This is a genomic window from Cellulomonas fimi, assembly GCF_028527925.1.
Classification (GTDB): Bacteria; Actinomycetota; Actinomycetes; order Actinomycetales; family Cellulomonadaceae; genus Cellulomonas; species Cellulomonas fimi_C.
Window position 1 is genome coordinate 107877 of the sequence record NZ_JAPESW010000008.1, and the last position, 20974, is coordinate 128850.

A 20974-nucleotide genomic window follows, 5' to 3' on the forward strand; every position below is an offset into this window, starting at 1 on the left:
TCCGTTCAGGACCGCAGGAGGTCCTGGAGGTCCGTCAGCGCCGACCGGACGTCGACCGGCGTACCCGCCGCCGGACGGGGGAGCGGGCGGTCGTCGTCCAGGCAGCGCCGCAGCAGCGCCTCGACCAGCGCGGCGTCGCGCACGATCGCGTCCTCGTCGAGCGACCCCGGCAGGATCCGCACCTCGAGCGTGTCGCGCAGGGGGTCGGCCGCGACGACCTGGGTGAGGTTCACGTCCGCGTACTTCGTCAGGCCGGTCGACCGGGCGTCGGCCGCGAGCGTCCCCCACGCGTCCGGCCCGTCAGCCGGCTCACGCGACACCAGGTCCAGCAGCTCGGCGGGCAGCGGACCGAGACGCCGGCACGCGGTGTTCGTGCCGAGCGCGGTCCACAGGTGCTCGCGCCACCATCCGAACAGGCGGACGACGTTCGCGAACGCCGCCGGACGGCGGAACGGCCCGGCGTCGAGGTGCAGGTGCACGGCGGCCTCGTGCGGGACCGTGAACCCGAGCTCGCGCGCGGGGGCCAGCAACCGCGCGAGCGCCGCCCGGTGACCGGCGACGATCGGCGGCGTGACGACCTCGCACGGGCGCTCGCGACCCGGCGGCAGCGGCAGCGCCACCGCCACGGTCGCGCCGGCCCCGTCGTTCACGCGCGCGGAGCCGGGTCGCACGTCGACCGTGACCCCGAACAGCGCGGCCACCGGGTCGAGGACCGACGCGAGCGGAGCCGAGGGGTCCGCGTGCCGCTCGACGAGCCGCAGCAGACGACCGTCGTCGCTGAGCACGCGGTACCAGCCGCGGTGCCCGCGGGTGCCGGTGCCGTCGAGGTCCGCGCGGATCGTCACGTCGTCCACGAGCCGCGCGACGGGCGCACCGGACGCGTCGAGCACGCCGAACGCGGGCGACAGGTGACGGAAGGTCTCCACGCCCGCCACCGGCGACGGCTCGGAGTCGGTGTGGAACGACCGGACGACGTCGCCGCGGTGCGTCGCGGCGAGCCGCTCGGCCAGCACGAGCCGGTCGGAGCCTGCGGGCGCCAGGAGCTCGATCTCGAACCCCGTACGCCAGGACAGGTCGCGCGTCCCCGACGTGCCGGTGCCGTGGGCCGTGGCGGCGGTCAGGAGACCGGGGTCCCGCTCGGCGGGATCGGCAGCGCCTGCCCCGCGCGGAGCATCTGCCCGGCGGTCGCCTTGGCCTCGAAGACGTCGACCGACCAGAGCGCCGCGAGGGCGGCGCCGTCCTCCGCGGTGTAGCCGGCGTCCCAGTACGCGATCGCGTCGAGGCGCGCGAGGGTCTCGGGGTCGGACAGGTCGAGCGACGACCCCGGTGCGACGGGCACGGGCTGCCCGTCGAGCAGCATCTGCCCGGCGCGGCCCTTCGCCTCCAGGACCGACACCTGCCAGAGCTCGGCGAGCGCGTCGGCGTCCTCCATGTGGTATCCCGCCGCCCAGAACGCGTCGGAGCGCTCCTGGGTGTACTCCTCCTCGCCCGGGACCGGCGTCGGCGTGCGGTTCGCCAGTTCCGGGGGCATGGGTGGGTCGACGGGCTCGTCGGACACGACCGGCCGGTCCGCCGCCACGACCGCGGTGTCCGGCGAGGCGCCGTTCTGCGCGAGCGCGTACGCGGCCCCCGTCGCACCGACGGTGAGCGTCGCCGCGACGACGCCGATGGCGGCGGTCCGGCGGGGGGAGCGGGTGGTGCTCGCGAGGGGCTTCATCGGACCTCCGTGAGGGCGCGGGTCGGTCGCGCCTGCCCGACGCCACCGACGCCGGGCTGCGTCCGCTCGCGGTGCGACGTGCGTCACCCGCGGGTGGGGCCACCCTGGCGCTCGATACCCTAGACCCGTGACCGCCCCTGACGTGCTCGAACGCGACGGCTATGTCGACGCCGACCGTGAGCGGTGGGCGCCGGAGGCGCCGAAGTCGCGTGAGCGCACCGCGTTCGAGCGCGACCGCGCGCGCATCGTCCACTCGTCCGCACTGCGCCGGCTCGGCGCGAAGACGCAGGTCCTCGGACCGTCGTCGGACGACTTCGTCCGCACGCGCCTCACGCACACGCTCGAGGTCGCGCAGGTCGGCCGCGAGATCGGCAAGGCGCTGGGGTGCGACCCGGACGTCGTCGACACCGCGTGCCTCGCGCACGACCTCGGCCACCCGCCGTTCGGCCACAACGGCGAGCGCGCGCTCGCGGACCTCGCGCGCGGCATCGGCGGCTTCGAGGGCAACGCGCAGACGCTGCGCCTGCTGACCCGGCTCGAGCCGAAGGTCGTCGGGCCGGACGGGCAGACGGTCGGGCTCAACCTCACGCGGGCGAGCCTCGACGCCTCCGTCAAGTACCCGTGGCGGTACGGGCAGGGCCCCGTGAGCGCCGCGAGCGGGCGGCCGACGCACAAGTTCGGCGTCTACGAGGACGACCTGCCGGTGTTCACGTGGCTGCGCGAGGACGCGCCCGACGGCCGCAAGTGCCTCGAGGCGCAGGTCATGGACCTCGCGGACGACATCTCCTATTCGGTGCACGACGTCGAGGACGCGGTCGTCGGCGGCCGCCTCGACCTCGGGGTGCTGACCCGTCCCGACGAGCGCGCGCGCGTGGTCGAGGCCGTGCAGACCTGGTACGGCGACGCGGTCGACGAGAACGGGCTGCACGACGCGATGGACCGCCTGGTCGCGGCGCACCTGTGGGCCACGCCCGGGTTCGACGGCTCGCGCGGCGCGCTCGCGATGCTCAAGGACGCCACGAGCCAGCTGATCGGCCGGTTCGCCAAGGCCGCGCAGACCGCGACGCGCGCGGAGTACGGCGACGGCCCGCTCACCCGGTACGCCGCGAACCTCGTGGTGCCGATCGGCACGACGGCCGAGATCCTCGTGCTCAAGGGCCTCGCGGTCGCGTACGTCATGGCGCCGCGCGAGCTCGAGCCGCTCTACCACCGCCAGCGCGAGGTGCTCACCGACCTCGTGCGGGTCATGTCGGACCGCGCGCCGCTCGCCCTCGAGCCCCCGTTCGCGGCCGACTGGGCGCAGGCCCCCGACGACGCCGCGCGGCTGCGTGTCGTCGTCGACCAGGTGGCCTCGCTCACGGACGTGTCGGCCGCGGAGATGCACGCGCGGCTCGTCCACCCGCCGCGGCACTGAGCGCGGCGGACGCGACGGGGCGAACGGCGCCGCGCGGCGGGCCGGAGCCCTCCCCGCGACGCCTAGACTCACCCGCGTGGCGGGACGCATCCGACGGGAGGACGTGGAGGCGGTCCGCGAGCGCGCGCGCATCGAGGAGATCGTCGGCGCCCACGTCAGCCTGAAGCCCGCGGGCGTCGGCTCGATGAAGGGCCTGTGCCCGTTCCACGACGAGCGCTCACCGTCCTTCCACGTCCGCCCGCAGGTCGGGCGCTACCACTGCTTCGGCTGCGGCGAGGGCGGCGACGTCATCGCGTTCGTCATGAAGGTCGACGGCCTGGGCTTCACCGAGGCGGTCGAGTACCTCGCGGGTCGCGTCGGCATCCAGCTCCGGTACGAGGAGGGCGGTGCGCCCCGACCGGGCGAGGAGCCGGGCCGCCGTCGTCGCCTGCTCGACGCGCACCGCGTCGCGGAGGAGTTCTACCGCGAGCAGCTCACGACGCCCGCGGCGGCCGCGGGTCGCGCGTTCCTCGCCGAGCGCGGGTTCGACCGTGCGGCGGCGGAGCAGTTCGGGGTCGGCTTCGCGCCGCAGGGCTGGGACGGGCTGCTGCGGCACCTGCGGGGTCGGAACTTCACCGAGGCGGAGCTCGTCGCCTCCGGGCTCGTCAGCCAGGGCCAGCGCGGGATCTACGACCGGTTCCGCGGGCGGCTCGTCTGGCCCATCCGCGAGGTCACGGGCGAGACCGTCGGCTTCGGCGCTCGACGCCTGTTCGACGAGGACCAGGGCCCGAAGTACCTCAACACGCCGGAGACGCCGCTCTACCGCAAGTCCCAGGTGCTGTACGGCATCGACCTCGCGAAGCGCGACATGCAGCGGGACAAGCGCGTCGTCGTCGTCGAGGGCTACACCGACGTGATGGCGATGCACCTGTCGGGCGTCGGGTCGGCGGTCGCGACGTGCGGCACCGCGTTCGGCTCGGACCACGCGCGCGTCGTCCGCCGGCTCGTCGGGGACGCGGGCTCGACGGGGGGCGTGCAGCTCGCGTCCGGCACGTCGCTCGGCGGTGAGATCATCTTCACGTTCGACGGTGACGCGGCCGGTCAGAAGGCCGCGCTGCGCGCGTTCGGCGAGGACCAGTCGTTCTCCGCGCAGACGTTCGTCGCCGTCGAGAAGTCGGGCATGGACCCGTGCGAGCTGCGCCAGGCGAAGGGACCCGACGCCGTGCGCGCGCTCGTCGCCGGTCGGACGCCGCTCTTCGAGTTCGTCATCCGCTCGACGCTCGACGCGCACGACCTGCGCACCGCGGAGGGCCGGGTCGCGGCCCTGCGCGCCGCCGCGCCCGTCGTGGCCGGCATCCGGGACGCCGCGCTGCGGCCGGAGTACACGCGCCTGCTCGCGGGCTGGCTGGGGATCGACGACCAGGACACGGTGCGGCGCGCCGTCGCGGCCGCCGGGCCGGGCCGGGGGAGCGGCGCGCGCGGTGTCGAGCAACGGCCGGACGAGCGGCGCAGCCGTCCCGACACCGGTCGCGGCGACGGCGGCCGAGGCGCGCGTCCGGAGTGGCGCGGGGGCGACGGGGCGCGCGGCCGCGGCGACGGCGCGCGGCGCGAGGGGCCGTGGTCGCGGTCGGACGACCGTCGGACCGGGCCCGACGGCCGGGGGCGACCCGACGACCGCTGGGCGCGCGGTGACGAGCGCGCCGACGGCCCGTACGGCGCCGAGGCGCCCGTCGTGCGCATGCCGTCGCCCGACCGGCGTGACCCGGTCGTGCAGATCGAGCGGACCGCGCTCGAGGTCGTCCTGCAGCAGCCCGAGCACGTGCCGGCGCAGTTCGACGACCTCGCCGCCGACGCCTTCGCCGCGCCCGCGCACCGTGCGGTGCACGAGGCGGTGCGCGCGGCGGGCGGTATGGCGGCCGCCCGCGCGGCCGCCGCGGCGGCGGGCGGCGCCTCGACGGGCTGGGTCGACGCGGTCGTCGAGCAGGCGGCCGAGGCCGTGCGGCCCCTCGTCACCGAGCTCGCGGTCGCACCCCTCCCGGAGGACCGGCCCGAGTCGATGCCGGGCTACGTCCGCGACGTCGTGCTGCGGCTCGTCGAGATCGGCTTCACGCGCAGCATCGCCGACCTGCGCGGGCGGCTCCAGCGGATGGACCCGGCCGAGGACGCCGCCGCCTACCAGGCGGCGTTCGCCGAGCTCGTCGCGCTCGAGGGTCGCCGGCGCACGCTGCGCGAGAGCGCCTGACGCGGCCGGCCGCGGCACACGGCGCACGCTCGCCGCGCGCGACCGGGTCGCGGCCAGGACAATCGCCTGCGTGACGGACACCGCCCCCACCCCGACCGAGCCGGCCCCGCAGCAGCGCCACGGCGACGAGCCCCTGCGCACGGCGGTGGTCGTCAACCCGAACCGGGTCGAGGGCACCGACGAGCTGCGCCAGGCGATCACGGCCCAGCTGACCACCGCCGGGTGGCCGGAGCCCGCGTGGCTGGAGACGACCGCCGAGGACCCGGGCACGGGACAGGCGCGACAGGCCGTCGAGGACGGTGTCGACGTGGTCCTCGTGTGCGGCGGGGACGGCACGGTCCGCGCCGTGATCGAAGGCCTGGTGGGCACCGAGACCGCGCTCGCGGTCCTGCCCGGCGGCACGGGCAACCTCCTGGCGGCGAACCTCGACGTGCCGACCAATGTTCCCGACGGCGTCGACACCGTCCTCGCGCGCGGGCGGCGGCAGATCGACGTCGGTCGCGCCGATGGGCAGGTGTTCGCCGTCATGGCGGGCATGGGCCTGGACGCCGCGACGATGGACGACGCGCCCACGAAGCTCAAGAACAAGGCGGGCTCGATCGCGTACGTCTTCTCGGCGGTCAAGCACCTCGCCGACGACGAGATGCGCGTCGAGATCGAGATCGACGGCGGTGCGCCGCGTCGTCGTCGGGCCCGCTCGGTGCTCGTCGGGAACGTGGGCCGTCTGCAGGGCGGCATCACGCTGCTCCCCGACGCGCAGCCGGACACGGGGACGATGGAGGTCGCGATCCTCGCCCCGAAGAACTTCGGGCACTGGGTGCAGCTGCTCGTGGGCATCGCGCTGCGCCACAAGCGGGTGCCCGCGCGCGAGATCGTGCGCGGCTCGCACGTCGTCATCCGGTGCGACAGGCCGCAGCCGCGCCAGCTCGACGGCGACGTGCTCGACCCCGGCCGCACGCTCGAGGTGACCGTCGAGCCGCGCAGCCTGTGGGTCTGCGTCCACCAGCCCGACACGTCGCCCGACCTCGCCGAGGGCGGACCGCACCACTGACGCGCACCGCGGGCCCGTGACGCCCTCCGTGCGGGCGGAAGTCAGGAGCAGGGCGTCGGCGTACCGGGCCTCAGCGGAGCGTGACGAGCCCCGTGCCGTCGTCGACCGGGAGCATGCCCTGCACGGTCGCGGTCACCGTCATCGAGCGCAGCGTGAGCGAGCCGCCGTAGTACGACATGAACGCGGTGTCGGTCGCGTCGCGGCCCGTCGCGATCCGCACGAAGGACTCCCGCGGCGCGAGCCGCGTCGCGTCGACGACGTGCCAGCCGCCGTCGACGTACGCCTCGGCGACCGCGTGGAAGTCCATGGGCTTGAGGCCGGGCGCGTACACCGACACGAGCCGCGCGGGCACGTCGGTCGCGCGCAGGAGCGCGACGACGAGGTGCGCGAAGTCGCGGCACACGCCGCGCCGCTTGAGCAGCGTGTCGGTCGCGCCGTCCGTCGGCAGGCTCGACCCCGACAGGTAGGTGACGTGCCCGGCGACCCACGCGACGACCGCGTCGAGCAGCTCGACACCCTCGAGACCGCGGAACTGGTCGCGTGCGAACGCGAGCAGGCGGTCGGAGTCCGCGTACCTGCTGGGGCGGCGGTACTCCACGAGGTCGATGTCCTCGACCGGCGGCGCGTCGGCCTGACCCATCACCGTGGCGGTGTAGTCGACGACCAGCCGCCCCGCCGGTGCGAGCACGCGGTGGGTGCGGCCGCCGTGCGGGCCCTTGATCTCGACGACGTCCAGCGGGCCGTCGTCGTGGCGGACGGCGAGCTGTTCGGAGCGGTCGTGGGCGCCGTCCGCGACGGCCACGGCGAGCAGCAGCTCGAGCGGCTGCCGCACGTCGATCGACAGGTGGGAGGTCACGGTGCGCAGCACGACCGCACGGGTCCTTTCCCGGCACTCTGCGGCCGGAACATCGAGGGGGCGACGGCAAGTGTGAGCCCCGCGCGACGATCCGTCCAGCGGGGGCGCGAGGCGCCGCGTCCGTGCAGGTCAGCGCGGTGCGCGTGCGGGTCGGGCTCGGCCGTCGCACAGTGGCTCGGACGGTGCGCGGCGAGCGTGTCCGGCGACGGCGGAGGAGGGCACGTGGCGACGCGGCGGGTGAGCGGTGCGCGGGTGGCCGCGTCGAGCACGTGGGTGGACCCGGACGGCGTCCGGCGACCCGCGGGTGACGTGCACGCGTGGCTGCCCGGCACCAACCAGACGGTGTGCGGGCTCCCGCTCGCGCGCGCCGAGCTCGCGCGGTTCCCGCACGTCTCGTGGGCCGACGCCGATCCCGCCACCGGCGCGCACGCGGACGCGGTCGCGCACCGGTGCCACCGGTGCGCGGCCGGGACGGGGACCCGGCGCGACGAGCGGCCCTGGCGGCGCGTGGACCCGCGCCCGTGAGCGGGCCGGCGGGCGGGCGCGTCCGCGTCGTCGCCATGGCCGACACCCACGTCCCCGGACGCGCGCGCGACCTCCCCGCGCCGCTCTGGGAGGCCGTCGACGAGGCGGATCTCGTCGTGCACGCGGGCGACTGGGTCGACGTCGCGACGGTCGACGCCCTCGCCGCCCGGTCGCGGTCGCTGCTCGCGTGCCACGGCAACAACGACGGCCCCGACGTGCAGGCACGCGTGCCCGAGCTCGCGCGGACCGTCGTCGCCGGGGTGCGCGTGGGCGTCGTGCACGAGACGGGTGCGGCGACGGGCCGGGAGCGGCGGTGCGACGCGGCGTACCCCGACCTGGACCTGCTCGTGTTCGGGCACTCCCACATCCCCTGGGACACCACGACGCCCGGCGGGCTGCGCCTGCTCAACCCCGGGTCGCCCACCGACCGCCGCCGCCAGCCCGCGTGCACGTTCCTCACCTTCACGCTCGCGGACGGCCGTGTGGAGGACGTCGTCCTGCACGCCCTGCCGCCGCGGCCGCGCTGACCCGCCGACGCGTCCGCGTGGCGCACCGGGAGCGCCACCGCCCCGGGCCAGACTGGCGCCGTGCTGCAGCTGCGGGTCACCGTCCCCACGGACCTCACGGGCGCCGTGCTCGACGTCCTGCGCGACGACCCGGCGGTGTCCGCGCTCGTCGTGGGCACCGGCACGGCGCTGCGTCCCGCGGGCGACGTCGTCACGGCGGACCTCGCCCGCGAGGCGGCGGACGACGTGGTCGAGCGGCTGCTCGCGCTGGACGTCCAGCAGGTCGGCACCATCCAGCTCACCCCCGTCGACACGTGGGTGTCGCGCGCGGGCTGGGAGGCCGAGCGGGTCGCACCCGGGGCGAGCGCCGACTCCGTGGTCTGGCCGCAGGTCGTGCTGCGTGCCTACGACGACACCGAGCTCACGTGGACCTTCCTCAGCTTCATGACGCTCGCGGCGCTCCTCGCGAGCGTCGCGATCATCGTCGACTCGCAGGTCCTCGTCATCGGCGCGATGGTCCTGGGCCCGGAGTTCGGTGCCGTCGCGGCGCTCGGCGTCGCGCTCGTGCGGCGACGCTGGCGCCTGCTCCGGCGCGCGGCGCTCGCGCTGCTCGTCGGGTTCGTCGTCGCGATCGGGCTCACCGCGGCCGCGGCGCTCGTGGCGCGCGGGGTCGGCTGGGTGACGCTCGACGACGTCACCGGGCCGCGTCCGGGGACCGACTTCATCTACCGCCCCGACCGCTGGTCGATCGTCGTCGCCGTCATCGCGGGTGCGGCGGGCGTGCTGTCGCTCACGTCGTCGCGCGTCGGCGGGCTCACCGGCGTGTTCATCTCGGTCACGACGATCCCCGCCGCGGGCAACCTCGCCCTGGGCCTCGCGTTCGGCGTCCCGCACGAGATCACGGGCAGCGCGCTCCAGCTCGTCGTCAACATCACGGGCATGGCCGTCGCCGGCTGGCTCACGCTGGTCGTCCAGCGGACCGTGTGGGGGCACGCGTCCGTGCGGCGCGCGCGGTTCGCGGCGCGTCTCGGCCGCACCGCCCCCCGCGGTCCGCACGCCGGACCGTTGCGTCGCCCGGACGCGCCCGCGTGAGGGGGAGGTCCCGACCGGGCGACCCGACCGCCTGCGAGGATGACGTCCCGTGATCGCGGACCTGCCCTACGAGCCGCTGCTCGAGATCCTCGGCGTCTTCGTCGGTGCCATGTCCGGGGCGCTCGCCGCGGTCCGCAAGCAGTTCGACGTGTTCGGCATCCTCGTGCTCGGCTGGGCAGCCGGCCTCGGGGGCGGCATGCTGCGCGACGTGCTCATCGGGGCGGTGCCCCCGGTCGGCATCTCCGACTGGCGCCTCGTCGTCACGGCCGTCGTCGGCGCGCTCACGATGTACTTCTTCCACCCACGGCTCGAGCGTGCCCGACGCGTGATCGTCGTGCTCGACGCGGGCGCGCTCGCGGTGTTCACCGTCGTCGGGACCATCAAGGGCCTCGAGCTCGGGACGACGGCCGTCGCGGCGGTGCTGGTCGGGGTGATGACGGGCGTCGGCGGGGGAGTGCTGCGCGACCTGCTCACCGGCGAGGTGCCCGTCGTCCTGCACCACCGGCAGCTCTACGCGGTCCCCGCGCTGCTCGGCGCGGCGCTGACGGTGTTCCTGTGGAGGTGGGACGCGCTCGACGGCGCGACCATCACGGGCGCGGTGCTCCTGATCTTCGTGCTGCGGGTCCTCGCGCTGCGGTTCCGTCTGACGGTGCCCGGCCCCTGGCGGGGTTTCCCGCCGAGCTGAGGCGACTGCGCGGCGTGCGGACAGGTCCCCCGGTCGAGCGGGTGACATCCTCGTCCCGGCGTGCGCCCCGCCGGACCGTCGCCTAGCGTCTTTCGACGTGCCACCGTCCGTCCTCGGCAGCACGCCGACGCCGTCCCGGGGGACCGGCGCGTCCGCTCCTCCCGTGGTCCTCGGGCACCGCTACCGGCTCGACGAGGTGATCGGCCGCGGCGGTGCAGCCGTCGTGCACCGCGCGACCGACGAGCTCCTGCACCGCGTCGTCGCCGTCAAGGTCCTGCCGCCCGTGCCGCGCGACAGCGACGACCTGCGCCGGCACGAGGCCGAGATCCGCGTCCTCGCCGGGCTGCGGCACCCGGGTCTCGTCCGCCTGTTCGACGCCGACACCGTGCCGGTCGACGGCGACGACGTCCAGGTCCACCTCGTCATGGAGCTCGTCCCCGGCCCGACGCTCGCGCGGCGGCTCGCCGACGGTCCGCTCACCGTCCGGCAGACCGCCGCCGTGGGCCGGGCGGCCGCCGAGGCGCTCGCGGTCGTCCACGCGCGCGGCGTCATCCACCGCGACGTCAAGCCGGGCAACATCCTGCTGACGTCGGACGACTGCCTCGACCTCGACGAGCTGCCCGACCACCCGGTCAAGCTGGTCGACTTCGGCATCGCGCGTCTCGCCGCGGCCACGCGGCTCACGGTGACGGGCATGATCGTCGGCACCGCGTCCTACCTCAGCCCCGAGCAGGCCGTCGGGAGCACGCTCGCGCCGTCGAGCGACGTCTACGCGCTCGGCCTCGTGCTGCTCGAGTGCGTGACGGGCCGGCCCGTGTTCGCGGGCACGATGGCCGAGGTCGCCGCCGCACGCCTCTCGCGCGACCCCGACGTGCCCGACGACGTCGACGGGCACCTCGCCGACCTGCTCGTGCGCATGACGCGTCGTCGCCCGGAGGACCGCCCGACCGCCGACGACGTCGCGCGCGAGCTCGCCGACGTGCTGGACGGTCGGGTCGCCCCCGCACCGCCGGTGGGAGCGACGCTCCTGCTCCCGGCCGTCCGCCCGGCCGACGCCGGCGCGATCGTCGACGAGCCGACGATGGCCGCCGACGCGGCGGCGCTGGGCCTGCCGTCCGACGCGATGGACCGCCTGCCGAACGACGCCGCCGCGGACCCGTCCGGCCCGCGGGCGGGCGCGCCGACGGAGGCGGCGGACCGTCCGACGACCGCCGAGGCCACGGTCGCCGACGGTCCGGGCGCGCGCGTGCCGGGTACCCCGGGTGCTCCGGCTCCCACCGTCGCGGCCCCTGCGGGTGCGCCCGGCTCCCCGGTGGACCGGGTCAGGACCGCGGCGGCGACCGTCGTCGGACGCGTCACGGCGGTGACGCACCGCGTGGTCGAGCGCTGGGGGCGCGTGCCGGTGCTCGCTGTCGCCGCGGCCCTGCTCGTCGCCGTCGCCGTCGCCGTCGTGCTGCTCGTGCGGCCCGTGTCGGACCCCGAGCCGCAGACCCCGCCGCCCGCGTACCCGGTGGTGGACGGACCGCTGGGCGACGCGCTGGTCCGGCTGCAGCAGGGGGTGGAGCCGTGAGCGCGCGGCGGTGGGCGGCGTCGGCGCTCGTCGCCACGGTCCTGCTCGGCGCGGCGGGCTGCGCACGCCCCGACGTCGACGCGGACCGCGCGCGGGCCCTGCAGTCCGACGTCCTCGCCGTCACGCAGGCCTCGGCCGAGGGGCGCTACGACGCGGCCGCGGCGCTGCTCGACCGGCTGCGTGCCGAGGTCGAGGGCGGCCGTTCGAGCGGCGACCTCTCGTCCGAGCGCTACGCGACCCTCTCCGCCGCGATCGACGACGTCGCGACCGAGCTCGAGGCGGCCGCGTCGGCGCAGGCCGCCGCCGAGGCGGCGGAGCAGGCGGCGGCGGCCGAGGCCGCCGCGGAGGCGGCACGCGCTCAGGCGACCGCCGAGGCCGCGGAGCAGGCGGCGGCAGCCCAGGCGGCGGCCGACGCGGCGCTCGCGCAGGCGACGGCGGAGGCCGCCGCAGCCCGCAAGGAGGCGGAGGCGAACCGCGCCCCCGAACCGGGCAAGGGTGAGCCGAAGACGCCGCCCCACGCGAAGAAGCCCGGCAAGCCCTGACGCGTCCTTCGCTGTGAGCGCAACCACGTACGGCGCGGAAACATGCGCGCGCATGCGTTCGTTGACCAGAGAGCGAGAACCGTTCCCGAGAGGAGTGGCATGACCAGGAAGACCCGCGGACGGATCGAGTTCGAGGCCGACGACGGCACCACCATGCGGTACGACCGCCACCCCAACGGTGGTGGGCTCGTGTCGCCGGGTGCCCAGGTCCACGAGGAGGCGAGCGTGGCCGCGACCGCCTACGTCGAGTCCGGCGCGCGCGTCGGACCGCGGGCGCGCATCGGCACCGCGAGCTGGGTGGACCGCAACGTGCAGGTCGGCCCGGACGCGTTCGTCGGCTCGACCGTCCACCTGCGCCCCGGCACCCGTGTCGGTGCGCGCGCCCGCATCGGCAGTCGCGCCCGCCTCGGTGCGGACGTCGTCGTCGAGCCCGGCGCCCACGTCGAGCAGGACGCGATCGTCCCCGACGGCACCGTCGTCGCCCGGCACGCCGCCCGGCGCGAGGCGGCCTGACCGACCCGGCCCGCGCGACCTCCGCCCGGAGGCCGGCGCGGGCCCCGTCCGGCCGCGCCGGAGCAGGACCGGACCGCACCGTGAGACCGAGCCGCCGTCCGGCCGCGCGGCGCGAGGAGCCGACGTAGCGTGACGGCATGACACGTCGTCTCCGCATCGGAGTCCAGCTTCAGCCCCAGCACGCCGACTACCCCCAGATCCGCGACGCCGTGCGCCGCGCGGAGGACCTCGGCGTCGACGTCATCTTCAACTGGGACCACTTCTTCCCCCTGTCCGGCGACCCGGACGGCAAGCACTTCGAGTGCTGGACCATGCTCGGCGCGTGGGCCGAGCAGACGAGCCGCGTCGAGATCGGCGCGCTCGTGACCTGCAACTCGTACCGCAACCCCGAGCTGCTGGCCGACATGGCCCGCACGGTCGACCACATCAGCGGCGGCCGCCTGATCCTCGGCATCGGCGCAGGCTGGTTCGAGAAGGACTACGACCAGTTCGGCTACGAGTTCGGCACCGCGGGCTCGCGGATCGCCGACCTCGCGGCCGCCCTGCCACGGATCAAGGCGCGCTGGGCGAAGTCCAACCCCGTGCCGACGCGGGAGATCCCGATCCTGATCGGCGGCGGTGGCGAGCGGAAGACGCTGCGCGTCGTCGCCGAGCACGCCGACGCGTGGCACTCGTTCGGCGACGTCGAGACCCTCGTGCGCAAGAGCGCGATCCTCGACGAGCACGGCGAGGCGGTCGGCCGCGACACGAGCACGCTGGTCGAGCGGAGCACCGCCGTCGGCGGCCCGCCGAGCGAGCACGCCGACGCGCTCGTCGACGCGGGCGTCACGCTGTTCACGGTCGGCACGTCGGGCCCGGACTACGACCTGTCGCTCGCCGAGCAGTGGGTGGCCTGGCGCGACGCGCAGGGCTGACCACCTGACAGCCCCGAGCCGGGCGCGACGTGCGCCGGTCAGTGCCAGAGCCCCGACGCGTCCGGCACGGTCGGTCCGCACGTCCCGCCCGGCTCGATCGTGGCCTCGAAGTGCCAGACCTCGTTCGCGAACACCTGGCACAGCCCGAACTCCGCGCCGTGCTCGAGCAACCAGTACGCGCCGTCGGTCGGCCCGACGTCGATCGCGGTGCCCGCGACGTGCGCCGAGCCGTCCACGGGGGCGACCCACCGGTGCGCCTCGGCCTCCGAGCCGTAGCGCGCCAGGGCGTCGTCGACGAGCGACTGCTGTTGCTGGGCCGTCCGGTGCCCGGACGTGATCGTCAGGTCGACGCCGTCCTCGGCGGCGGCCGCGCGCGCGGCCTCGAACCGCCGCACCAGCTCCGCGTCGAGGCCGTCGACGGCGCGCGGGGGAGCCGCCGTCGTACCGGCGACCTCCAGGCCGTCCTGCGGGTGACCGGCGCCGGCGATGGCAGGTGGTGCGAGCACGGAGTCGAGCGCACCCGACGCGAACGCGGCCGCGCCGACGGCCGTCACGGCGGCGGTCGCGCCCACGACGAGCGCGGGCACGAGGCGGAGGGTGGAGCGGGGGCGGGTCGTCCTGCTGGTCATGGCTCCAGCGTCGGCAACGACGTCCGGCGCCCGCGTCGGAGCGGTGGCCGAACCGTCCGCGGCCGATCGACGGAAGGCGCCCGACCGGTGTCCGTCCCGGGTCTGACCCGCCGGGTCCGCATCTCCGTCCGAGGGCGGTCGGGCAGCGCGGGGTCGGGCGGTTAGCGTCGCCTGGTGCACCCCACCGCGCCCCACGCCAGGACGACGCCGCGTGACGCGACCGCCGCCCCGACGTCCGGCGGAGCCCGGGACCTGCTGCTGGGCGCCGCCGTCGGGTTCGGCTGGTGCGTCGTGGTCGAGGTGCTGCGCTCGTCGCACTGGTGGAACCCGCGGTGGGTGTCCGCCTGGTGGTGGTGCGGGCTCGCGCTCGCGGTCGTCGTCGCGACCTGGCGGCGACACCCGCGCGCGACGTCCTGGGGCGTGGTGATCGGCTACCCGCTCGTCTACCGGACCGGCCTGCAGTCGGAGCTGCACCTCGCGCCGCTGCTCGTCGCGGCCTTCCTGGGCGCGCGGGCCGGTGCGGTCGGGCCGGTGATCGGGTCCGTGGCGACCGCCGGTGGGACGCTCGCGCTGCTCGTGCCCGGCGGCCTCGCCGTCACGCGCGACCTCGACGTGTGGCTCCTGCCGTGGATGCCGCTCGTCGACCTGTCCTACGCGGTCGCGCTGGCGACGCTCGCGTGCGTGGCGGTCGTCCTCGGCGCCGTCGTCCACCGCCTCGAGCGGACCAGCGCGGACCTGGCCGCTCGCAACGCCGAGCTCCGCCGGCTGCAGGAGGAGCGCACCGAGCGCGCGGTCCTCGCGGAGCGGACCCGGATCGCCCGCGAGCTGCACGACGTGGTCGCGCACCACGTCAGTGCGATCGTGGTGCGCGCGCAGGCGGCCAACCGCGTCGCCGGTCGCCGGCCGGAGGCCACCGCGGAGGCGACCGCGTGGATCGCCGGCGCGGGCAAGGAGGCGCTGACCGCGATGCGCGGGCTCGTCCACGTCCTGCGCGCCGACGACCGCACGGACGCCACCGTCGACGTCCGCGAGCCGGGGACCGCGGGCTCGTCCGCCTCCGCGGGCGTCTCCGCCGAGCTCGCCCCGGCACCAGGGGTCGACGACGTCGCGCGCGCGGCGCAGCGGCTGCGCGAGGCCGGCGTCGCCGTGGACCTCACGCTCCCGGACCGTGTCGACCTGCCGCCCGACGTCGCGCTCGCCGTCGCCCGCATCGCCCAGGAGGCGCTGACGAACGTGCTGCTGCACTCCCGCGCGACCCGTGCCGACGTCCGCCTCGACGAGGTGGGCGGGGTGCTGCACCTCGTCGTCCGCGACCCCGGCCCGCGCCGCCCCGAAACCCCGTCCGGCGGGCACGGCCTGGTCCACATGCGCGAGCGGGCGCGCGCGTGCGGCGGTCGGCTCGACGCCGGCCCGGCCGACGACGGCGGGTGGACGGTGCACGCTTCCTTGCCGACCACGACGCTCAGCGGTCCCGACGTCGCCCTGACGGGGGCGGCGCGATGACGGTGCGCGTCGTCGTGGTCGACGACCAGCCGACGATCCGGCTCGGGCTGCGCATGATCCTCGAGCACGAGGACGACATGGCCGTGGTGGGGGAGGCCGGCACGGGCGCCGACGCGGTCGACGTGGTCCGTGCGACGCGCCCCGACGTCGTCCTCATGGACATCCGCATGCCGGACGGCAACGGCATCGACGCGGTCGCGGCGCTCGTCGCCGACCCGACGCTCCCGGGCACCCGCACGATCATGCTCACGACGTTCCACGACGAGGAGTACGTCGTCGCGTCCCTGCGCGCGGGCGCGGACGGCTTCCTCCTCAAGGACGCGGACCCGGCCGAGCTCGTCGCCGCGGTCCGCCGCGTCCACGCGGGCGACTCGCTGCTCGACCCGTCGGTCACACGGGATGTGGTCGCGCGCTACGTGCGGCTCGCGGAGGCCGCCGACGCGACCCGGTCGCGCACCGCGTCACCGGCCGCACGGCAGGTGCTCGACCGTCTGACGCCACGCGAGCGGGACGTGCTGGTGCACCTCGCGACCGGGGCGACCAACGCCGACGTCGCGGCCGCGCTCTCGCTCACCGAGGCGACCGTGAAGAGCCACGTCAGCTCGATGCTGACCCGCCTCCGCCTCACCACGCGCGTGCAGCTCGTCGTCGCCGCGTTCGACGCAGGGCTCGTCCGTCCCGCGGGTGACGTGGCGACCGACGCCTGAGCGGCACGGTCGGGCCGAGAGGGCAGCGGCGACGGCGTGCGGGACCGGGTGACGTGCGCGTGGCAGGACGGGACCGTGGCCCCTACGGTCGAGCGGTGACCGACCTGCGCCACGTCCGGACCGCCCGCCTGCGTCTCGACGCCGTGCGCGTCGACGACAGCGAGGCGGTGTTCGCGCTCAACGCCGACGCGCGCCTATGGGAGCACCTCCCGTCCGGGCGGCACACCTCCGTCGACCAGACCCGCACCCAGCTCGAGCGGTACGCCACCGCGTGGGACGACGACGGCCTGGGCTACTGGACCGCGCGCGACCGCGAGGACGACCGGGTGGTCGGCATCGGCGGCGTGACGCTGCGCGAGGGCACCGTCTGGAACGTGTACTACCGGTTCGCGGTCGAGGCCCAGGGTCGCGGGCTCGCGCACGAGCTCGCGAGCGCAGCGCTCGACGCCGCCCGCGCTGTCCGGCCCGACGTCCCCGTCGTCGCGTACCTCCTCGAGCACAACACGGCGTCCCGTCGCCTCGCCGAGCGGCTCGGGCTCACGCTCGTCTGGCGGGGGCCCGACGTGGGCAACCCGGACCCCGACGCGGTCCGGCTCGTGCTCGCGGACCGGCCCCTCGACGAGGACGCGCTCGCGGTGATGACGACGAGCCCCTGACGGCCGGCGGGCTCGCGTGCCGTGACGGCCGCCGGGAGGCGCGGGGTGTCCCGCTCAGACGACGAGCGACTGGCCCCCGTCGACGAACACCTCCGTGCCCGTGACGTGGCTCGCCCCGTCGGACACGAGGAACGCGACCGCGTCGGCGACCTGCGACGCGCGCCCGGGCTCGGACCCCGTGAGCGGGATCTCGCCGTCGGGGAACTCCACCGTCACGCCCAGGTGCTCGGTGTTCCGCTGCTCCGTGTTGTCGCTGATCTCGGTGTCGATCGCGCCCGGGCACACGACGTTGACGCGCACCCCGCGGGGCGCGAGCTCGACCGCGAGCATCCGGGCCAGCGCGACCTGCCCTGCCTTGCTGGTCGCGTAGGCGGACGCCCCGGAGTTGCTGAACGTCCGCGTCCCGTTGATGGACGACACGACGACGACCGCGCCGCCCTGCCGCACGAGCAGCGGGACCGTGTACCGCAGCGTGAGGAACGTCCCGGTGAGGTTGGTGCCGATCGTCGCGTCCCACTCCTCGGGCTCGATCTCGTCGACGGGCGCCCACACCCCGTTCACTCCCGCGTTGGCCACGACGACGTCGAGCCGCCCGAGCTCGTCCTCGACGCGCCGCACGACGTCCCGCACGGCCTGGGCGTCGGCGACGTCGGCCGCGACCGCCACGGCCGTCCCGCCCGCGTCGCGGATCTCCGCCGCGACCTCGTCGGCGCTCTCCTGCCGGTGCCCGAGCACCACGACCGTCATGCCGTCGGCCGCGAGCCGCACCGCGCTCGCCCGTCCGATGCCCGACCCGGCGCCCGTCACGAGCGCCACCTTCTCCGCCACCGCCATCGTGCGTCCTCTCGTCGCCGACGCCGTCCCCGCCGTCCTCCCGACGGCGACCGCGCACGGTCCGTCGACCGTAACCGCGCGCCCGTGCGAGCGCCCGGCCGGCACGAGGGTGGCGCGGTTGCAGCGGGAGGGACCGTCGCTAGCGTGGAGAGCGGTCGAGCAGCGGCTGGCGCCACGACGCCGGCCCTCGTGCCGGTGCGCACGAAGGAGACCGACCATGGCCACAGGGGAGACGGGGTTCGACGACGTCACGTTCGACCTGATCTCGGTCCAGTACCACTCGCTCAAGGCCGGGCACGACTACGGCCAGTACGTGCGGGACGCCCGCAACGCGGGCCAGGAGGAGATCGCGTCGTTCTTCGAGCAGGTGATGCGGGAGGACTCCGAGCGCGCGCAGCGCTGCCACGCCTTCCTCGCGGAGCTCACGAAGGACGGGACCTCGGCGACGAGCCCCCAGGGCGACGCCTGACGCCGGCCGACACGCCTCACCTGACGCGGCTCACCGGGCACGGCTCACCGCGGGCGGCTCACCAGCGGATCGTGAACCACACGACCTTGCCGGAGCCGCGCGTCGGCCGCCACCCCCAGCCGGACGTGACCGCGTCGAGGATGTGCAGACCGTGACCACCCGGCAGCCCCTCGCGACCGGTGCGCCGGCGGGGGGCTGTCGCGGTGCCGTCGTGGACCTCGAACGTGACCTCGTGGTCGCGGTGCACGGCACGGACCGTGATCGCCTGCGACCCGGGTGCGTGCCGCACCGCGTTGGTGAACGCCTCGCTCATCGCGAGCTGCACGGCGTCGACGACACGCCGGGGTGCACCGGCGTCGCGTGCGCGCTCCATCGACCACGCCCGAGCCCGCGCGAGCGAGCTGACGGAGGACGCGAACGAGCGTTCGTTGCCCTCGACCTCCGCGTGCACCCGCCGACCGTACCCGCCTCGACGGGTTCGTGCGCACCGGCGTCGGGGGTCGGATCCCCCGGTCGGGTGGCCGTCGCCGCGCGTCCGGTTCCACGCGTCGCCCCTCGAGTCGCCATACTGGGCCCGTGACGTCACAGTCGCGCCCCGACGGCGCAGATGCCCCGACCGACGCCCTGCGCGTCGACCCCGAGCACCCCGACGTGCTGGTCGTGGACGGCGACGTCGACGTCGCCTCGGTGCTCGACCTGGCCGACGAGCTCGGCGTGACCCGTGGCGAGCTCGGCCCCGCCCTCGTCGCGGCCGGTGTGCGCGCGATCGACCTCAGCCGGGCCACCTTCATCGACTCCTCGGTCATCGCCGTCCTGGTGACCGTCGCCTCTCACCAGTCGTCGCGCGTCCCGCTGGTGGGCGCGAGCGGCAGCCCTCTGATGGCGCTCGAGGCGTCGGGCGTCCTCGCGATGTTCGACCGGGACGACGCGGCTCGCTGAGCCGCTCGGGCCCGCGCACGCGCCCGCGTGACCACGCCTCCGACCCCCCGGGACCGCGCCACGATCGGGCAGCTCCTCGCCGCGGCCGCGCCGCGCGGGTGGCGCGAGATCACGTATGTCCGCCAGAGCGTCGGTCAGGCGTTCGTCGAGTCGATGACGTGCGTGAGGGCGGCCGACGAGGTGCGCGTGCCACCACCCGACGCGCGCGAGTTCTTCGACCTCATGGCCGACCTTCGCGCACGCATGTACCAGCCGGGCGCCGGGAGCTGGTACACCGCGACCATCCGTGTGACGGCCGACGGTCGCGTCTCGGCGGACTTCGACCATGACGAGCCCGCGCACGACTTCGGGCACGCCTCCTGGGCCGTGGACGTCGCGAGCTTCCCGCGCACTCCTGAGAACACTCCGGCATGGCTGGTCGCGAAGGTGAGCGAGCCCGAGTGGTCCGGCGCGCGGTGGCAGATCGACCTCACGCCCGGCGGTGCCCCGCGCGACCGGTCACGCCCGGTCGACGCCACGACCACCCTCCAGGGCCGCACCTGGTGCGTCGCCGTCGCGGAGCGGCTCCGCGTGGCCGGGATCGGCGTCAGGCGGGGGACCGACGTCGGTGAGAGCGCCGCGGGCGACGCGGTCGAGTACGACGAGCTCGCGATCGACGTCGGCGAGGGGCACATGGCGCTCGCGTTCTGGCGGGACCTCATCTTCTGGTCCGTCGACGTGTTCGCGGACGACGTCGACGAGGCCACCTTCACGTCCGTGGCCCGGGCGGTCCTCGTCGCCGTCCGCGACACGACGGGACACGCGCCGAGCGTGCCGCCGTCGTCCTACGAGCGCCGCCTTCTCGGTCTCGAGGACTGAGGGCACGGCCGTCGGGTACGTCACGCCTCCACCGCGGACGGCCGACGCCCCTGGTGGGTCGGCGGGACCTGGGTGGGCGGACACCGGGCCGGGGCGCCGAGTGTCGTCGTGCGCGAGCCGCTCGACGTCGGCCGGGACGGCGGCCGAGCCTTCGTCGCACCGGCGACCGTCGGCTCGTCCCGACGTGGACGGGGGAGACTCATGCACGAAGGCCCCTGGTCGGCACACGTGCCGTCAGGGGCCTTCGGGGGTTGCTCCCTCGACTGGACTCGAACCAGTAACCGTCCGATTAACAGTCGGATGCTCTGCCAATTGAGCTACGAGGGATCGCGCGGGAAGAAACTCTAGCAGCCGTCGGAGGGTGCTCCGGACCACCCGACGCGGGCGGGCAGTCCGGGGCTCAACGTGGCAGGCCCACCGCGTCGCGCGCCTCCGCCTCCGCCACGTCGAGGGCCGCGGAGACGGCGGGGTCGTCGACGTCGACGCCCGCGTCGCCCAGCACCTGCGTGAAGATCTCACCCTCCTCGTCGCGCCGCAGCGCGAGCCTGACCTTCGCGCCGCCCGGCACCGTGACGGGCACCGCGTGGACGACGGACTGCTGGACACGCTCGCGGAACGTCTGGGTGAAGCTCACCGACGCGGAGTCCTGGGCGAACGGCAGGCGCGACGTCCCGCCCCAGACCCACGTGACCGACAGCACGCGCGTCGCGGGGTCGAGCGACCCGCGGTCCACCTCGCTCCAGGGGACGCGGGCGACCTTGCCGTCCTCCAGG

The 20974-nt window shown here is 75.7% G+C and carries 24 protein-coding genes and 1 tRNA gene; 17 read left to right on the plus strand and 8 right to left on the minus strand.

Features of this window, described 5'->3' with window-relative positions; translation table 11 throughout:
- Nucleotides 1-5: 5 nt before the first annotated feature.
- Nucleotides 6-1121: an amidoligase family protein gene (locus tag OMK64_RS06035; RefSeq protein ID WP_272727205.1), complete on the minus strand. Its 1116-nt coding sequence runs from the start codon at nt 1119-1121 to the stop codon at nt 6-8.
- Nucleotides 1118-1717, minus strand: a complete 600-nt coding sequence (locus tag OMK64_RS06040; protein ID WP_272727206.1) for a hypothetical protein — start codon at nt 1715-1717, stop codon at nt 1118-1120. The genes OMK64_RS06035 and OMK64_RS06040 overlap by 4 nt, the downstream gene beginning before the upstream one ends.
- A 127-nt stretch (nt 1718-1844) precedes the next feature.
- On the opposite strand from OMK64_RS06040, the gene OMK64_RS06045 reads away from it, so the two are divergent.
- From OMK64_RS06045 to OMK64_RS06055, 3 genes are all read left to right on the plus strand, one after another.
- A complete protein-coding gene (locus tag OMK64_RS06045; RefSeq protein ID WP_272727182.1) occupies nt 1845-3131 on the plus strand; it encodes a deoxyguanosinetriphosphate triphosphohydrolase in 1287 nt (428 codons plus the stop codon).
- 76 nt (nt 3132-3207) lie between these two features.
- A complete protein-coding gene (dnaG, locus tag OMK64_RS06050) occupies nt 3208-5352 on the plus strand; it encodes a DNA primase (RefSeq protein ID WP_272727183.1) in 2145 nt (714 codons plus the stop codon).
- Nucleotides 5353-5422: 70 nt separating this feature from the next.
- On the plus strand, nt 5423-6403 hold the full coding sequence (locus OMK64_RS06055) for a diacylglycerol/lipid kinase family protein (RefSeq protein ID WP_272727184.1): 981 nt from the start codon (nt 5423-5425) through the stop codon (nt 6401-6403).
- A gap of 70 nt (nt 6404-6473) precedes the next feature.
- On the opposite strand, the gene OMK64_RS06060 is transcribed toward OMK64_RS06055, so the two are convergent.
- A complete protein-coding gene (locus tag OMK64_RS06060) occupies nt 6474-7271 on the minus strand; it encodes a transglutaminase-like domain-containing protein (protein WP_272727185.1) in 798 nt (265 codons plus the stop codon).
- 210 nt (nt 7272-7481) lie between these two features.
- Here OMK64_RS06060 and OMK64_RS06065 point away from each other — a divergent pair, with 210 nt between their 5' ends.
- From OMK64_RS06065 to OMK64_RS06100, 8 genes are all read left to right on the plus strand, one after another.
- Nucleotides 7482-7784, plus strand: coding sequence for a hypothetical protein (locus OMK64_RS06065; protein ID WP_272727186.1), 303 nt, complete (start codon nt 7482-7484; stop codon nt 7782-7784).
- A 35-nt stretch (nt 7785-7819) separates the two neighbouring features.
- Nucleotides 7820-8311, plus strand: a complete 492-nt coding sequence (locus tag OMK64_RS06070) for a metallophosphoesterase family protein (RefSeq protein WP_272727187.1) — start codon at nt 7820-7822, stop codon at nt 8309-8311.
- A 60-nt stretch (nt 8312-8371) separates the two neighbouring features.
- Nucleotides 8372-9382: a DUF389 domain-containing protein gene (locus OMK64_RS06075; RefSeq protein WP_272727188.1), complete on the plus strand. Its 1011-nt coding sequence runs from the start codon at nt 8372-8374 to the stop codon at nt 9380-9382.
- Between the two features lie 49 nt (nt 9383-9431).
- Entirely contained in the window at nt 9432-10067 is a 636-nt protein-coding gene (locus OMK64_RS06080) for a trimeric intracellular cation channel family protein (protein WP_272727189.1), read from the plus strand.
- 97 nt (nt 10068-10164) lie between these two features.
- Nucleotides 10165-11637 carry a serine/threonine-protein kinase gene (locus OMK64_RS06085; protein ID WP_272727190.1) on the plus strand — a complete coding sequence of 491 codons (1473 nt, stop codon included), beginning with the start codon at nt 10165-10167 and terminating at the stop codon, nt 11635-11637.
- On the plus strand, nt 11634-12179 hold the full coding sequence (locus OMK64_RS06090; RefSeq protein WP_272727191.1) for a hypothetical protein: 546 nt from the start codon (nt 11634-11636) through the stop codon (nt 12177-12179). The genes OMK64_RS06085 and OMK64_RS06090 overlap by 4 nt, the downstream gene beginning before the upstream one ends.
- A gap of 99 nt (nt 12180-12278) precedes the next feature.
- Nucleotides 12279-12692: a transferase gene (locus OMK64_RS06095; RefSeq protein WP_272727192.1), complete on the plus strand. Its 414-nt coding sequence runs from the start codon at nt 12279-12281 to the stop codon at nt 12690-12692.
- Nucleotides 12693-12829: 137 nt separating this feature from the next.
- Entirely contained in the window at nt 12830-13606 is a 777-nt protein-coding gene (locus OMK64_RS06100) for an LLM class F420-dependent oxidoreductase (protein WP_272727193.1), read from the plus strand.
- A 38-nt stretch (nt 13607-13644) separates the two neighbouring features.
- Here OMK64_RS06100 and OMK64_RS06105 read toward each other — a convergent pair whose 3' ends face one another.
- Nucleotides 13645-14235, minus strand: a complete 591-nt coding sequence (locus OMK64_RS06105; RefSeq protein ID WP_272727194.1) for a M15 family metallopeptidase — start codon at nt 14233-14235, stop codon at nt 13645-13647.
- Nucleotides 14236-14409: 174 nt separating this feature from the next.
- Between OMK64_RS06105 and OMK64_RS06110 the strand changes: the two genes are divergently transcribed.
- The 3 genes from OMK64_RS06110 to OMK64_RS06120 all read left to right on the plus strand — a co-directional run bounded on the left by OMK64_RS06110 (nt 14410) and on the right by OMK64_RS06120 (nt 17101).
- Nucleotides 14410-15738, plus strand: coding sequence for a sensor histidine kinase (locus OMK64_RS06110; RefSeq protein WP_272727195.1), 1329 nt, complete (start codon nt 14410-14412; stop codon nt 15736-15738).
- Nucleotides 15735-16445: a response regulator gene (locus OMK64_RS06115; protein ID WP_272727196.1), complete on the plus strand. Its 711-nt coding sequence runs from the start codon at nt 15735-15737 to the stop codon at nt 16443-16445. The genes OMK64_RS06110 and OMK64_RS06115 overlap by 4 nt, the downstream gene beginning before the upstream one ends.
- 95 nt (nt 16446-16540) lie before the next feature.
- Nucleotides 16541-17101, plus strand: coding sequence for a GNAT family N-acetyltransferase (locus OMK64_RS06120; RefSeq protein ID WP_272727197.1), 561 nt, complete (start codon nt 16541-16543; stop codon nt 17099-17101).
- Nucleotides 17102-17155: 54 nt separating this feature from the next.
- On the opposite strand, the gene OMK64_RS06125 is transcribed toward OMK64_RS06120, so the two are convergent.
- Nucleotides 17156-17935, minus strand: a complete 780-nt coding sequence (locus OMK64_RS06125) for an SDR family oxidoreductase (protein ID WP_272727198.1) — start codon at nt 17933-17935, stop codon at nt 17156-17158.
- Between the two features lie 217 nt (nt 17936-18152).
- Here OMK64_RS06125 and OMK64_RS06130 point away from each other — a divergent pair, with 217 nt between their 5' ends.
- A complete protein-coding gene (locus tag OMK64_RS06130; RefSeq protein ID WP_168678562.1) occupies nt 18153-18404 on the plus strand; it encodes an acyl carrier protein in 252 nt (83 codons plus the stop codon).
- A 58-nt stretch (nt 18405-18462) separates the two neighbouring features.
- On the opposite strand, the gene OMK64_RS06135 is transcribed toward OMK64_RS06130, so the two are convergent.
- Nucleotides 18463-18855 carry an ATP-binding protein gene (locus tag OMK64_RS06135; protein WP_272727199.1) on the minus strand — a complete coding sequence of 131 codons (393 nt, stop codon included), beginning with the start codon at nt 18853-18855 and terminating at the stop codon, nt 18463-18465.
- Nucleotides 18856-18980: 125 nt separating this feature from the next.
- On the opposite strand from OMK64_RS06135, the gene OMK64_RS06140 reads away from it, so the two are divergent.
- Both OMK64_RS06140 and OMK64_RS06145 read left to right on the plus strand, forming a co-directional pair.
- A complete protein-coding gene (locus OMK64_RS06140; protein ID WP_272727200.1) occupies nt 18981-19343 on the plus strand; it encodes an STAS domain-containing protein in 363 nt (120 codons plus the stop codon).
- Nucleotides 19344-19370: 27 nt separating this feature from the next.
- Nucleotides 19371-20201, plus strand: a complete 831-nt coding sequence (locus OMK64_RS06145; RefSeq protein ID WP_272727201.1) for a hypothetical protein — start codon at nt 19371-19373, stop codon at nt 20199-20201.
- Between the two features lie 254 nt (nt 20202-20455).
- On the opposite strand, the gene OMK64_RS06150 is transcribed toward OMK64_RS06145, so the two are convergent.
- Together OMK64_RS06150 and OMK64_RS06155 are read right to left on the minus strand one after the other, a co-directional pair.
- Nucleotides 20456-20528, minus strand: a tRNA-Asn gene (locus tag OMK64_RS06150).
- A 73-nt stretch (nt 20529-20601) separates the two neighbouring features.
- A partial coding sequence (locus tag OMK64_RS06155; protein ID WP_272727202.1) for a hypothetical protein occupies nt 20602-20974 on the minus strand: 373 nt, incomplete at its 5' end.